The 14,111-nt window shown below is 38.8% G+C and carries 13 protein-coding genes; all 13 read left to right on the forward strand.

Features of this window, described 5'->3' with window-relative positions:
- Positions 1-9 precede the first annotated feature (9 nt).
- The 13 genes from hemW (at position 10) to JBW_RS09355 (ending at position 14,104) form a co-directional block, all read left to right on the forward strand.
- Positions 10-1,146, forward strand: a complete 1,137-nt coding sequence (gene hemW / locus JBW_RS09295; protein WP_007954370.1) for a radical SAM family heme chaperone HemW — start codon at positions 10-12, stop codon at positions 1,144-1,146.
- Positions 1,147-1,248: 102 nt separating this feature from the next.
- A complete protein-coding gene (gene hrcA, locus JBW_RS09300; RefSeq protein WP_007954368.1) occupies positions 1,249-2,277 on the forward strand; it encodes a heat-inducible transcriptional repressor HrcA in 1,029 nt (342 codons plus the stop codon).
- 86 nt (positions 2,278-2,363) lie between these two features.
- Positions 2,364-3,896, forward strand: coding sequence for a TCP-1/cpn60 chaperonin family protein (locus JBW_RS09305; protein WP_007954366.1), 1,533 nt, complete (start codon positions 2,364-2,366; stop codon positions 3,894-3,896).
- Positions 3,897-3,944: 48 nt separating this feature from the next.
- Positions 3,945-4,505: a nucleotide exchange factor GrpE gene (gene grpE / locus JBW_RS09310; protein WP_007954364.1), complete on the forward strand. Its 561-nt coding sequence runs from the start codon at positions 3,945-3,947 to the stop codon at positions 4,503-4,505.
- A gap of 64 nt (positions 4,506-4,569) precedes the next feature.
- Entirely contained in the window at positions 4,570-6,396 is a 1,827-nt protein-coding gene (dnaK, locus tag JBW_RS09315) for a molecular chaperone DnaK (protein WP_007954363.1), read from the forward strand.
- A gap of 196 nt (positions 6,397-6,592) precedes the next feature.
- Positions 6,593-7,732, forward strand: coding sequence for a molecular chaperone DnaJ (gene dnaJ, locus JBW_RS09320; protein ID WP_007954362.1), 1,140 nt, complete (start codon positions 6,593-6,595; stop codon positions 7,730-7,732).
- A 289-nt stretch (positions 7,733-8,021) separates the two neighbouring features.
- The gene (prmA, locus tag JBW_RS09325; protein ID WP_007954361.1) at positions 8,022-8,960 is read left to right on the forward strand and encodes a 50S ribosomal protein L11 methyltransferase; all 939 of its coding nucleotides are present in this window, start codon (positions 8,022-8,024) and stop codon (positions 8,958-8,960) included.
- A 1-nt stretch (position 8,961) separates the two neighbouring features.
- The gene (locus JBW_RS09330) at positions 8,962-9,696 is read left to right on the forward strand and encodes a 16S rRNA (uracil(1498)-N(3))-methyltransferase (protein ID WP_007954360.1); all 735 of its coding nucleotides are present in this window, start codon (positions 8,962-8,964) and stop codon (positions 9,694-9,696) included.
- Positions 9,697-9,698: 2 nt separating this feature from the next.
- Positions 9,699-11,006 (forward strand): tRNA (N(6)-L-threonylcarbamoyladenosine(37)-C(2))-methylthiotransferase MtaB, encoded by a 1,308-nt coding sequence (gene mtaB, locus JBW_RS09335; protein ID WP_007954359.1) that lies wholly within the window; start codon positions 9,699-9,701, stop codon positions 11,004-11,006.
- 168 nt (positions 11,007-11,174) lie between these two features.
- Positions 11,175-11,522, forward strand: coding sequence for a histidine triad nucleotide-binding protein (locus tag JBW_RS09340; RefSeq protein WP_007954357.1), 348 nt, complete (start codon positions 11,175-11,177; stop codon positions 11,520-11,522).
- A 95-nt stretch (positions 11,523-11,617) separates the two neighbouring features.
- Positions 11,618-11,791 carry a 30S ribosomal protein S21 gene (gene rpsU, locus JBW_RS09345; RefSeq protein ID WP_007936555.1) on the forward strand — a complete coding sequence of 58 codons (174 nt, stop codon included), beginning with the start codon at positions 11,618-11,620 and terminating at the stop codon, positions 11,789-11,791.
- Between the two features lie 30 nt (positions 11,792-11,821).
- Positions 11,822-12,274, forward strand: a complete 453-nt coding sequence (locus tag JBW_RS09350; RefSeq protein WP_007954355.1) for a GatB/YqeY domain-containing protein — start codon at positions 11,822-11,824, stop codon at positions 12,272-12,274.
- Between the two features lie 540 nt (positions 12,275-12,814).
- Positions 12,815-14,104 (forward strand): NfeD family protein, encoded by a 1,290-nt coding sequence (locus tag JBW_RS09355; RefSeq protein WP_007954354.1) that lies wholly within the window; start codon positions 12,815-12,817, stop codon positions 14,102-14,104.
- Positions 14,105-14,111 lie beyond the last annotated feature (7 nt).

Below are 14,111 nucleotides of genomic sequence, written 5' to 3' on the forward strand. Positions count from 1 at the left end.
GGTGATGAAATGAAGACGGGTTTATACATTCATATTCCTTTTTGTCAGCAAAAATGTTTATATTGCGATTTTCCTTCCTATGATAATCTTACCCATTTATATCAGCCTTATGTTGCCGCCTTATGCCAGGAAATTTCTGGCTGGGGCGGTGTTTTATCTGGCACCTTGATTGATACAATCTATATTGGCGGCGGAACACCGACTCTTTTACCCGCAGATGCTTTAAAAACCATCTTAACTAAAGTGCATGAAAGTTTTTCCATTGACGCAGCTGCAGAAATTAGCGTAGAAGCCAATCCCGGCACAACGAATCAAGAGAAATTATTAGCCTTAAAATCAGGTGGTGTCAACCGGATTAGCTTTGGTGTGCAAACTTTTTCCGATGCATTATTAATGTCAATTGGCAGGATACATAGTGCTGAGCAGGCTGAAAGATCAGTAAAGGAAGCGCAAGATGCAGGTTTTAGTAATATTAATCTTGACTTGATGTATGGATTGCCAGGTCAATCCTGTAAGGATTTAAAGGTTAGTATCCAAGAGGCAATCAAACTTGATGTTACTCATATCTCGGCTTATGGATTGAAAGTAGAAGAAGGGACACCTTTTGCTGCTATGGATCAGTTAGGAACACTTATATTGCCAGAAGAAGATGATGATGAAGAGATGTATACCTTTACAACTGAATATTTACCTCAGCATGGCTTTAGGCGCTATGAAATATCTAATTTTTCTAAAGTCGGGTATGAATGTCGTCATAATTTTAAATATTGGAAATATCATCCTTATGCAGGGGTGGGAGCCGCGGCTCATTCCTTTTTCCAGAAAGAGCGGCTTAGTAACATAACTGATGTATCCCAATATATAGATTGTGTGAAAAAAGGTAAGCTGCCAATTGAATTTCGAGAAAATCCTAGCATTGCGATCGCTATGGCAGAATATATTTTTTTAGCCTTGCGGACGGTACAGGGTTTATCTATTTTAGAATTTCAGGAATATTTCAACCGTGGATTTTATTTGGAGTATGGAGAAATTGTGTCAGAACTACTTCAAAAAAAGTTGATTGCTGTAAAAGAGAATCAGATAAATCTTACTGTTTTAGGCATGAAGTATGGAAATGTTGTATTTCGTGCATTTTTACCTGGATAAATCAATTATTATATCTTGACATTCGGGCGCAGGAGTGGTATTTTTTTAGTAGGTGTTAGCACTCTACAAGGTCGAGTGCTAACAATAGGAGGTGGAACTCGTATGCTAGATAAGAGAAAACGTAGTATTCTTCAAGCGATTGTTGATGATTATATTTCCACCGCAGAGCCTATTGGCTCACGAACTATTGCCCGCAAACATGATTTAGGGGTTAGCCCTGCAACCATTCGTAATGAAATGGCTGATCTTGAACTATTGGGTTATATTGAGCAGCTTCATACTTCATCAGGGAGAATTCCTTCTGCAAAAGGGTATCGCTTTTATGTAGATTCTTTATTATCACCAACGCAAATGTCTGAAAGGGAAATTGCGTTAATTAAAAATTGGTATCAGGAGAAAACTCGCCATGTTGAAGAGGTTTTTCAGGAAACTGCAAAGATATTATCCAAAATAACAAGTAATATTTCATTAGTTTTAGTGCCGCAAGTAACCCAATGTGCCTTTAAGTATCTAAAATTTCTACCTTTTGATGACTGCCGCACAATTTTAGTTGTCGTGACAGATACAGGATTTGTAGAAAACAAGGTGATTGATATACCGACAGGGCTTTCATTTAATGATTTGCAGCGTATTGCAGAACACATTAATAGACGTTTATCAGGATTATCCTTTGAGAATATCGAATTATCCATTCTGCGAGAAATTCAAAATGAAATGCTAATTGATGTGGACTTGTTTGAAACTGCATTAGGGATACTAAAACAGGCATTGGTTGTGGAAAAGAATGAGCGATTGTATCTTGGTGGCACCACGCAATTATTAAGTCAGCCAGAATTTAAAAATATCGAAAAAGTAAAATCTTTTTTAGATATGCTGGAAGAAGAACATTTGCTGGCGAATATTTTGCAAAAACAAAAAAATGATGGTGTTATTGTTACTATTGGCGATGAAAATAAATATAGCGGAATTCAAGACTGCAGTATGGTGCAGGCTACTTATCGTATTGATGGTCAAGTAGTGGGAACGGTAGCTGTATTAGGTCCGACCAGGATGGATTATGGCAAGGTCATGTCAGTTTTAGAGTTTATGCATAATCATTTAGGAGAAGTACTTAAGAAGTATAAAATATAGAGTGGTAATACTCTTCCTTCTATAGTAAAGGGTATTACTGGCTCTATTATACATATAATAGAACTGTAATTTGGGAGGAACCAGGGATGAAGCTAAAGCAAGCTAATAGTGGTTCTGAAGTAGATGAAAAGTTAGCGGCACTAATGACAAATGGGAATGCCATCAGAGTGGTTACGTCAGCTGTTGAGGGCACTATTGGTCCTAAGGGGCTAGATACCATGTTATTGGGTTCTTCCGGTGAAGTCATAATTACAAATGATGGCGTTACTATTTTAGATAAAATGGATGTAGATCACCCGGCAGCCAGAATGCTGATCAATGTTGCCAGAGCCCAGCAAGCTGAAATTGGAGATGGCACAACAACTGCAACTATTATGGCTGGTGGTTTGGTAGGAGAAGGCGTAAATCAAGTCATAAGAGGTGTGCCCATTGCCCGTGTCATCGAGGGAATCAGACATGGTGTGACGCTGGCATTAGAGCAGATTAAGGATCGAGCAAAACATATTTTTGATATACAAGATCCCATCCTACACCGTATTGCTATGATTGCTGGCCGCGAATATAGTGATATTGCTCAATTGGTTATTAAGGCTGCAGGGCTTATCGGTATTGAAAAATTACGTGAGTCCAGTTTTAAACTGTCAGAGATTATTTTCTCTCAGGAAGGCGCTGAGAACGAGGTCTTTATGGGCGTTATCGTTGATAAACAGCGATTAAATCAAGATATGCCTGTAGAGAGTAGTCAAGTAAAAGTATTGGTCATTGATGATGCCTTAGAGCCTGAAGAAATTGGTGATGAGGCGTTAAGTACAGAAGCTGGTTTTAAGCGGTATCTGGAATTGCAAAATGAGTTTAAGACCAATGTACATAAGATTGTAGAACTTGGTGTTAAGGTAGTATTGGTAGATCGGGGTGTCCATGATAGTGCAGAAGAAATACTGACAGATGCCGGTATTATGGTAATTCAGCGAGTGGTGCCAGAGGAACTGCGTCGTGCCGCGGATCATGTAGGAGCGCGTATGATTAAACGCACAGGTCTTAAGAAAGATATTGCGAACATTACTAGCTCTTTGGGTTTGGCGACAAAAGTGTATGAAGATGAAAAATTGAAGCATATTCGTATGTTGGGCGGTGCTGGCAAGCCTATGGCTACCATTTTAGTGGGGGCTGCTACCAAAGAAGTGGTTGGTGAACGGCAACGTATTGCCAAAGATGCAGCCTCTAGTGTGCAAGCTGCTGTTAAGGGTGGTTATGTGCCTGGTGGCGGGTCTATTGAAATTGCTATTAGCCGTGACATTGCTAAGACTAGGGATGCAGTTAAAGGTATGGCGGCTTATGGGGTAGATTGTGTAATACATGCATTACGCAGACCGTTAGCGCAAATTGTAGAAAATGCTGGCTATAATCCTTTGGAAAAGGTGGAGGATGTCATTGCAGCCCATGCTAATCAAAATAAAGATTCTTTAGGCATTGATTGCGATACTGGTGAAGTGGTTGATATGATGACTCTTGGCGTAGTGGATCCTACAACGGTGAAATTACATGCCGTGAAGGCGGCGGGAGAAGTTGCTATTGCTATTTTACGCATTGATACGATTATTAAGAAAAAAGAAGAATAGCATAAGGCCATAAAATTGGCAGCAGAAGTTCGTATATTTTAAGATGGGGTGATTTATTTGAACGAAACAAAAGAAGAAGTAGAAGAAATAATTGAGGATCGATGTGTTGCACCTGATGAAACGATAGAAGTTCTAGATGAGATAGAAAATACTAAAATGCAGACGGAACTTGCAGATAAAGAGCGTCTGTTAGAAGAGAGTAATGACCGCTATAAACGATTACAGGCTGATTTTGATAATTTTCGAAGACGTACTCGTCAGGAAAAAGAAGAGCTGTCAAATATCGTAGCACAAAATCTTATTTTAGAATTACTGCCTATTATTGATAATTTCGAGAGAGCCTTATGCAGTGTTGCTACTCAGGATGCGAATAAAATGCTGTCAGGAGTAGAAATGATTTACCGTCAATTAATGCAGGGGTTGGAAAAAAATGGACTGATGAATGTAGAGGCAGTTGGCAAAACCTTTAACCCTCAAGAGCATGAAGCTGTAATGAGAGTGGAGGATGCTGATCAGCCAGACGGTATAATTGTAGAAGAACTGCAAAAAGGATATTCCGTAAAAGGTAAGGTTATTAGACCCAGTATGGTCAAGGTTGTAAGTAATTAGAAGTTACTTAAAAAAACTTCATTTTAAAAATAAAATTTTACATATTTCAAGGAGGAATAAAACAATGGCAAAAGTAATTGGTATAGATCTTGGTACTACAAATTCATGTGTGGCAGTAATGGAAGGTGGAGAGCCAGTTGTTATTGCAAATGCTGAAGGAAACAGAATTACTCCTTCCGTAGTAGGTTTTTCTAAAAATGATGAGCGTTTGGTTGGTCAATTGGCAAAGCGCCAAGCTGTGTCCAATCCTGAACGTACGATTAGTTCCATTAAAAGACATATGGGTACTGATCATAAAGTGAAAATTGATGATAAGTCTTATACTCCTCAAGAAATTTCTGCAATGATTTTGCAAAAATTAAAAACAGATGCAGAAGCTTATTTGGGTCAAACCGTTACGCAAGCTGTTATTACTGTACCTGCTTATTATAATGATAGTCAACGTCAAGCAACAAAAGATGCTGGAACCATTGCAGGTTTAGAAGTACTTCGTATTATCAATGAACCAACAGCTGCAGCTTTAGCTTATGGTATTGATAAAGGCAACGATCATACGGTATTGGTTTTTGACTTAGGTGGTGGTACTTTTGACGTATCTATCTTAGAACTTGGCGAAGGTGTGTTTGAGGTAAAGGCTACCAATGGTAATAATCGTTTAGGCGGAGATGACTTCGATGAACGTGTTATGAAATGGTTAGTTGCAGAGTTCAAAAAAGAAAATGGTATTGATTTATCAAAAGATCGTATGGCAGAACAACGCCTGCGTGAAGCTGCTGAAAAAGCAAAAATTGAACTTTCTGGTGTATTGACAACTAATATTAATTTACCATTTATTACTGCGGATCAAACTGGTCCTAAACATTTAGAAGTGAACTTAACAAGAGCTAAATTTGATGAACTAACTGCTGATTTGGTTGAATCTACTATGGGTCCAACTCGTCAGGCAATGAGCGATGCGGGTTTGTCACCTAAGGATATTGAAAAAGTAATTTTGGTGGGTGGTTCTACTCGTATTCCTGCAGTGCAAGAAGCTATCAAAGGCTTCCTGGGTAAAGAACCGCATCGTGGTGTAAATCCTGATGAGTGTGTAGCGGTAGGTGCTGCGATTCAAGCTGGTGTATTAGTAGGAGAAGTTAAAGACGTTCTTTTACTTGATGTAACTCCATTATCATTGGGAATTGAAACATTAGGTGGAGTATACACTAAAATTATTGAACGTAATACCACTATCCCTACATCAAAAAGCCAAGTGTTCTCTACTGCGGCTGATAATCAACCATCTGTAGATATTCATGTTCTGCAAGGTGAAAGAGAAATGGCTGCTTATAATAAAACATTAGGACGTTTTGAACTAAAAGATATTCCACCTGCACAACGTGGCGTACCTCGTATTGAAGTTTCCTTTGACATTGACGCTAACGGCATTGTTCATGTATCAGCTAAAGATTTGGGTACTGGTAAAGAACAAAAAATTACCATCACTTCTTCCGGCGGCATGAGCAAAGATGATATTGATCGTATGGTAAAAGAAGCAGAAGCACATGCAGCGGAAGATAAGGCTCGTAAGGATGAAGTAGAAGTTCGTAACAATGCCGATTCCTTGGTATACCAAGCTGAAAAGACAATCAAAGACATGGGTGATAAAGTCGAAGATAAGGAATTGCTTGAAAAAGTACAAAAAGCTGCTGACGCATTAAGAGAAAGCCTTAAAGGTACTGATACCGAAAAAATTAAAGCAGATACAGAAGAATTAACAAAGCCATTGTATGAAATGACATCTGCAGTTTATAATAAAGAGCAAGAGGCTACTGCTGAACAAGCGCCTGGTACAGGCACTGAAGAAAAAGTGGTTGATGCTGAGTATAAAGTAGTAGATGAAGATAAAAAATAGGATAGTTGTTATAAGAAGGTTTAGTCATTGAATCAAGTAAGTTGACTTATGTTTGGCAGGGATATTTGCTTTCCCTGCCAAATACTATATAATTGGTAACAGGAAATAACCGCTAAAACACATGGGGCTTTTATGGCATTGTGTTTTGGTGGTTCAACTGTTTTTCTATTAAATATAAGTTTTAGGATGGTGTAATGTGAGTAAACGCGACTACTATGAAGTATTGGGCGTCAACAAAGGTGCGTCTGATGATGAAATAAAAAAAGCATTTCGTAAAATGGCCCGTAAGTACCATCCTGACGTAAATCGCGATAAGACAAAAGAAGCCGAAGAGCAATTTAAAGAAGTCAATGAAGCATATGAGGTTTTGTCAAATAGTGAGCGTCGGGCGCAATACGATCAATTTGGTCATGCTGCTTTTGATGGCAATGGCGGCGGCGGTGGTGGTTTTGGTGGATTTGGCGGCGGTAGCAGCGGTGGATTTAATGATATATTTGATATGTTCTTTGGTGGGCAATCTGGTTTTGGCGGAAGACAGCCAGGACCTGAAAAAGGATCAGATTTGCGTTATGACATGGAAATTACTTTTGAACAGGCTGCGTTTGGCGTAGAGATGGAAATCCAAATCCCAAGAACAGAAGATTGTCAAAAATGTAGTGGATCAGGAGCCGCGCCAGGAACTCATGCTGAGACTTGCAGCCAGTGTAAAGGGACGGGGCAGATTCAAGTGGCGCAGAATACACCTTTTGGCCGAATGGTTAATACGAGGACTTGTGATCGTTGCCATGGAGAAGGAAAAATTGTACAAACACCTTGTAAAGAATGCCACGGACAAGGTAAAACCCGCGTAAAACGCAAGATTAAAGTGAAGATACCTGCAGGTGTTGATAATGGGTCAAGACTTCGTGTCAGCCATGAAGGAGAAGCGGGTATGCGTGGCGGTCCTCCAGGGGATTTATATGTTTATATCTTTGTAAAATCTCATAAGCTATTTACTCGTGAAGGCAGTGAGGTTATATGTGAAGTACCAATCAGTTTCGTTCAAGCTACATTAGGAGATGAAATTGAGGTTCCTACTTTAGATGGTAAAGTAAAATTAAAGGTTACAGAGGGCACACAGTCTGGGACGATTTTCCGGTTACGGGAAAAAGGCATTCCTCACTTAAGAGGTAATGGACGTGGTGACCAGCATGTAAGAGTGAAAGTGTTGACACCGCAAAAATTAAATGAAAAACAGCGTGAGCTTTTACAAGAATTTGCAAAAGCGAGCGGTGAAAATATTAATCCTGAACAAAAGAATTTTTTCAAGAAAGTAAAGGATGTGTTTGGGGTATAAGTAGGTTTAATAAACCACCAATGCACAACAGTGATTGTGCATTGGTGGTTTAAAATACCTTTTGTAACTAGCCGGGCTTTTTGTTAAGTATAAGTTTTATAGGTGGTAAAAAGATGAGATTTTATGAACCACAAAGGCACAATGCTGCTGATGCGGCACACAAAGGCGTGCACAAAAGAATATAAATAAAATCCTTTGTGTCCTTTGCGTCTTTGGGGTTCGATTCATTTATCTGTTTTAAGAAATATGTTAACGTTTTTCTTAGCAGAGAAGAAAAGGGGCGATTGGTATGAAATGGGCTGAAATAAGCATTCTGACGACACATGAGGCTGCTGAAACGGTGGCTAATATTTTTCATGAATTAGGATCGAGTGGTGTGGTTATTGAAGACCCCGAGCTTGTGAATTCATACCTTGCTTCAGGTGTATGGGACTATTCGGATATTCTTCAGGAAAGTAATACGGAAGTGGTAACGGTTAAAGCATACTTACCTGTTGATCATCAGTTAGATGATAAGTTGCGGAGTTTTGAAGAAGAGTTTCAGCAGATTTCTTCCCGTGGCATGGATAAAGGTAGAGGAGAAATGCAGTGCCGAGAGGTGCAGGAAGAAGATTGGGCATCCTCGTGGAAAGCGTTTTTTCACCCGATAAAAGTAGGTCAATATATTGTAATAAAACCTTCTTGGGAAGAGTATGTAGCTACTGCTAACGATCTAGTTATTGAACTCGATCCTGGCATGGCCTTTGGTACGGGTACTCACCAGACAACAGCTATGTGCTGCCGAGCATTGGAAGAAACGGTAAAAGCCGGTGATCTTATTTTTGATGTTGGTACAGGGTCGGGCATATTATCCATAGCTGCGGCTAAACTCGGTGCTGCTAGTGTACAAGCAGTAGACTTAGATCATGGTGCAGTTCGAGTTGCCAAAGAAAATGTTGCTATCAATCAGGTAGAGAATATAGTACAGGTAGGTCAAGGCGACTTATTGACAGGTGTCACTGGTCAAGCTGATATTGTGATTGCAAATATTATCGCAGATGTAGTTATTAAGTTATTGGTGGATATACCAGTACGTTTGAAAGACGAAGGAATCTTTATTGCCAGCGGCATTATCGCGGAACGGCTTAGTGATGTTGCTGCAGCTATGATAGAGTATAATCTGATAGTAGAAAAAGTCATTGAAGAAGGCGGCTGGGTTGCGATTATAGCACGCAAAGGGGGCCGATAACTTGCGTCGGTTTTTTATTAAGACATCTTTATCTGAAGAAATGTTTATTGCTGGACAAGATGCGCATCATATTAGTAAAGTACTTAGACTGCAAGTTGGCGATAAGATTATAGTGATACCTCCTGATGGACGAGCGGGCACAGCCCAAATAATAGAGATTGCTGTCGATAAAGTTAGGCTGCTCCTACAGGGGACTCTAGAGGAAGATAAAGAAGCACCTATACAAGTTTATTTAGCTCAAGGATTGCCGAAAAGTGATAAAATGGACTATATTATTCAAAAAGCAGTAGAGTTAGGGGTATCAGCCATATTTCCCATACAAATGGATCATTCAGTGGTACAGTATGATAATGCTAAAAAAAAATCCCGAGGCGACCGCTGGCAGAAAATTTCTGTAGAGGCAGCAAAACAGTGTGGACGTAGCTTTGTGCCTTCTGTGGAACCTATTCAAGGCTTGGCAGAATTGTTTTCCCATATTTCGGATGAGGTAGTTATTATTATGTTATATGAGGGACAAACTGAAAAGGGTTTAAAACAAGTTTTAGCAGAAAATCCGGCAAAAGCCTATCTTTTGTTAATTGGACCAGAGGGCGGATTTAGTGATCAGGAAGTTATTATTTCTCAAAAACATGGAGCTTTGGTTGTTACTATGGGACCGCGCATTTTACGTACAGAAACTGCATCCTTAGCTGCTGTGGCTATGATTATGTATGAATATGGTGATATGGGGGGCTAAGTGTGCCGCAAGTTGCGTTTACTACATTAGGATGTAAAGTGAATCAGTTTGAAACAGAAGTTATGGAAGGGTTATTTAAGCAGCGGGGCTATGAAAAGGTTCCTTTTGATCAAGTTGCTGATGTTTATGTTATTAATACTTGCTCTGTTACCCATTTGGGTGAAAAAAAATCTCGGCAAATTATTAGGCGGGCGATACGCCTTAATCCTGAGGCAGTTGTAGCTGTAGCTGGATGTTATGCCCAAATCTCACCGAAAGAAATTGAAGCGATAGAAGGCGTAAAAGTAATTGTTGGTACACAAGATCGTAAACGTATAGTGGATTTAGTAGAGCAAGCTGCTCATTGCATGAGTCCAGTAAATGTTGTGACCAATATTATGAATGCAGAGCATTTTGAAGATATTCCTTTATTTGAAGCCCCTGGGCGTACACGAGCTTTTCTGAAAATCCAGGAAGGTTGTACTAATTTTTGCACTTATTGTATTATTCCATATGCCCGTGGGCCTTTAAGATCCCGTTCTTTGGCGAGTATCATTCAAGAAACCGAAAAACTGATTGCCGCAGGCTTTAAAGAAATTGTATTAACAGGAATTCATCTAGGAGCATATGGTCATGATGTTGAAGATAAGATTACGCTGGCAGATGTTGTAAGATCAATCCTAAGTATAAAAGGTCTTGTTCGTCTTCGTTTAGGTTCTTTGGAGTCTATTGAAATATCAGATGAATTAATTGCCCTTATGAAGCAGGATGATAGGCTATGCAGTCATCTGCACTTACCTTTGCAAGCCGGTGATGCTGCTATTTTGAAAGCTATGAACAGGCATTATACCCTAGATGAATACCAACAGCTTATTACTAATATTAGAAATAAAGTTGAAGATATTGCCATTTCTACGGATATTATTGTCGGTTTCCCCGGTGAAACGCCAGAGATGTTTAATAATGCATTAACCTTTGTAGAAAAGATGAATTTTTCTCGCATGCATATTTTTCCTTACTCAAGGCGTAGTGGTACGCCTGCTGCTGAATATTCCGGGCAAATACCAGAAGAAGAAAAAAAACGACGAGTACAAATTATGCAGGAATTAGCAGAAAAAAAAGCGGATGAATTTCTGCAGCGTTTTCTTAATCGGCAGTTCACTGTTTTATTTGAGATGGAAAATCAAAAAAATGCGAATATTATCGATGGTTTAACTGGAAACTATATTCGTGTTTATACGAATGGCAATCAAAATATGCAAGGAAAATCGTATCAGGTGTTATTGGAAAAACCATATCGTGATGGAGTATGGGGAAAAATAGTAGATTAAATTTGCAAAAAGAAGTCATTGGCGGCAGGATATCTGAGAAAAAAGCAGAATAATTTTAAAGACTCAGATAGAATATGTGTATGAATTATACTAGTAATAAAGATTAACCGATTTAGTCTTTATAGTTGTGCTATTTGGGTAGTAATAAGAGAAGGGAGGTGTTGTAGTATGCCGCAGGAATGTATTTTTTGTAAGATTGCAGCCAAGGAGATTCCTGTAACTGTTTTATATGAGGACGAGCATATGATCGTTTTTCCTGATATAAATCCAGTTGCCCCTGTCCATGTGTTAGTAATTCCCAAAAAGCATATTGCTAATCTCCTAGAACTAGCGCCTGAAGATGCATCACTAGTAGGTCATATCGTATTTACCATTTCCCAGCTTGCTTCTCAGTTAGGAATTGAGGAAGATGGATTTCGACTGGTTGTAAATACGAAAGATAATGGTGGACAAACGGTTCATCATTTGCATTGGCATGTACTTGGTGGTAGATTTATGACTTGGCCACCAGGTTGATATTGACAATGCTTACCTATATCGTGTATAATTTCTAGGTGTATGTAGAACAAATACACTTCCCCATATCGGTTCAGTGGAGGGAGGGATATCAGATGTCAGAAGTTAAAGTAGGAAAAAATGAAACAATTGATAGTGCACTCCGCAGATTTAAACGTACTTGTCAAAAAGCCGGCACTCTTGCTGAAATAAGAAAGCGCGAACATTATGAAAAACCTAGCGTAAAGCGCAAGAAAAAATCCGAAGCAGCGCGTAAACGCAAGTTTTAATTAGAGTTTCTAAGTTTCGGAGGTTTTTATATGTCTTTAAAAGAAAGATTGACAGAAGATATGAAGCAGGCTATGAAGGATAAAGAGTCAGGTAAATTGCGCCTTTCTGTTATTCGCATGGTACGTGCTAACATAAAGAATGTCGAGATAGACAGTAAACAAGAGCTTTCTGACGATGAGGTTTTAGGTGTTGTTTCCAAAGAAGTAAAGATGCGTCGCGATTCAATTGAAGAGTTCACGAAAGGCAATCGTTTAGATTTAGTTGAAAATCTTGAACAGGAAATTGAAGTTTTGATGAAGTATTTACCGGAGCAACTTAGTGAAACCGAAGTTCGTACTTTAGTGGAGCAGGCTGTGGCAGAATCCAAAGCGGTTAGTCCTAAAGAAATGGGCAAAGTAATGGCTGTCCTAATGCCGAAGGTCAAAGGACGTGCTGATGGTAAACTAGTTAATACCATAGTACGTGAGATGCTAAATCAATGAGTTAATCTGGCACTTATTTTTAAATAAGTGCCAGATTTTAATTTTTCAGGGTAAATGTATAACAAAAATAGCCCTGTTACTAGAAAATGAGTTCTTGTAACCATTATCTCTAGAAGAAGGGCTTTGGGAATTGCTTCATGATGTGATAAAAAATAAGACAAGCAGAAAGCTTGTCTTATTTTTAAATGTAATTGTAAGTGAAACATAAAGGTTATTATTTTAGCTATTACAAAAATAATTATAGATACAAAACAATAAATACAGTTAATAATACAATAGTGATTAAAGAGTTATAATAGAAAGTAGTAGAAAATAGTTATATATCGTAGAGATTACTTATAAAAATGAAAGTAATAACAATGTTGCGATAATTGGCATTTTAAATATGAATAGTAGAACATGTGATACAAATATGTAGTATAATTAGAGTGCGTAAATTATGTCACTTATTCCTTACAATTTAGACATTAACATACAAACTTCGACAAGTCAAGATGTTTGCTGTAAAAAAATAAAATAAAAGTAAAGGAGGAATAATAGATGAAAATCATATTAAGAATAGTTGTTGCATGTATATTTATTAGTATGCTGGCATGTGTCTATGAGCCGATAGTGGCTAATGCTCAGCAGGTAGTACTTATAAATATTAAAGGTGAGATTGACGGTGGCCAAGCTGCATTAGTAAATCGAGCCGTACTTGAGGCTGAAAAAAACAATGCTGCTGCTATAATCATTGAAATGGATACTTTTGGTGGTTTGGTTGACTCTGCTGTTAAAATTCGTGATATGATTAGTCAGACCCCAATTACAACGATTTGTTATATTAAGAATCGAGCTTGGTCGGCTGGAGCCTTAATTGCCATTGCTCATAAGCACATTGCCATTGCACCAGGCGGCAGTATTGGCGCAGCGGAACCGATACCGACCACGGAGAAAACCATTGCCGCATTAAAGGCTGAATTTGCTGCCACTGCAAATAAAAGTGGGCGTAATGTGAAAGTCGCGGAAGCGATGGTGGATAAAACGGTAGGTTTCCCGGGATATGCTGAACCAGGACAGATTCTAGCTCTTACTGATTACCAGGCAAAAGAAGTGGGCTATGCTGATGTACTCGCTGCTGATCGCAAAGATGTATTAGTTCATTATGGATTAATGGATCATGAGATAGTCGAATATCATCTTGGCTGGACGGAAAAAATAGCAGGATGGCTTTCTGACCCGGCAGTAAAGTCATTTTTAGTCTCCATTATCTTTCTAGCTGTATTTACAGAAATTAAAACTGCTGGTATGGGAGTAGCAGCATTCATTGGTTTATTAGCGGCAATGTTATTTTTTGGCAGTCAATGGCTGACAGGTTTAGCGGGATGGTTTGAGCTTATTTTATTTGCTAGTGGTGTGTTACTAATTCTAATTGAATTATTTGTTCCAGGTTTTGGTTTTTGGGGTATTAGTGGCGTTAGTTGTATTTTGGTAAGCATGTTTCTTACTTTAGGTGGAAATGCAACAGCTCTTAGCTTATTATCCATTAGTTTACTTATGGCAATTGCTGCTTTCTTATTCATACTTAAGTATCTGCCCTCAAGTAGATTGTGGGCTAAATTAATTTTAAAGGACTCGGAAACAACAGAAGCAGGGTTTAGCAGCAGTCATGACTATAGTGCTTATGTGGGACGAGAGGGTGTTGTTGTTACGTTGCTAAGACCATCGGGTTTAGTTGATTTTGATGGTGTGCAGCTGGATGTAATATCAGAGGGGCAATATATTGAACCAGGAATACGAGTAAAGGTGGTGAGCAGCAACGGCAGTCGAATTGTTGTAAAGCGAGTTTAAAATGGAG

Source organism: Pelosinus fermentans JBW45 (assembly GCF_000271665.2).
Classification (GTDB): Bacteria; Bacillota; Negativicutes; order DSM-13327; family DSM-13327; genus Pelosinus; species Pelosinus baikalensis.

What these genes read in the sequence shown, in the direction of transcription:
- hemW (WP_007954370.1), top strand. Translation starts at nt 10, where the DNA reads ATGAAGACGGGTTTATACATTCATATTCCTTTTTGTCAGCAAAAATGT.
- hrcA (WP_007954368.1), top strand. Translation starts at nt 1,249, where the DNA reads ATGCTAGATAAGAGAAAACGTAGTATTCTTCAAGCGATTGTTGATGAT.
- JBW_RS09305 (WP_007954366.1), top strand. Translation starts at nt 2,364, where the DNA reads ATGAAGCTAAAGCAAGCTAATAGTGGTTCTGAAGTAGATGAAAAGTTA.
- dnaK (WP_007954363.1), top strand. Translation starts at nt 4,570, where the DNA reads ATGGCAAAAGTAATTGGTATAGATCTTGGTACTACAAATTCATGTGTG.
- prmA (WP_007954361.1), top strand. Translation starts at nt 8,022, where the DNA reads ATGAAATGGGCTGAAATAAGCATTCTGACGACACATGAGGCTGCTGAA.
- JBW_RS09340 (WP_007954357.1), top strand. Translation starts at nt 11,175, where the DNA reads ATGCCGCAGGAATGTATTTTTTGTAAGATTGCAGCCAAGGAGATTCCT.
- rpsU (WP_007936555.1), top strand. Translation starts at nt 11,618, where the DNA reads ATGTCAGAAGTTAAAGTAGGAAAAAATGAAACAATTGATAGTGCACTC.
- JBW_RS09350 (WP_007954355.1), top strand. Translation starts at nt 11,822, where the DNA reads ATGTCTTTAAAAGAAAGATTGACAGAAGATATGAAGCAGGCTATGAAG.
- JBW_RS09355 (WP_007954354.1), top strand. Translation starts at nt 12,815, where the DNA reads ATGAAAATCATATTAAGAATAGTTGTTGCATGTATATTTATTAGTATG.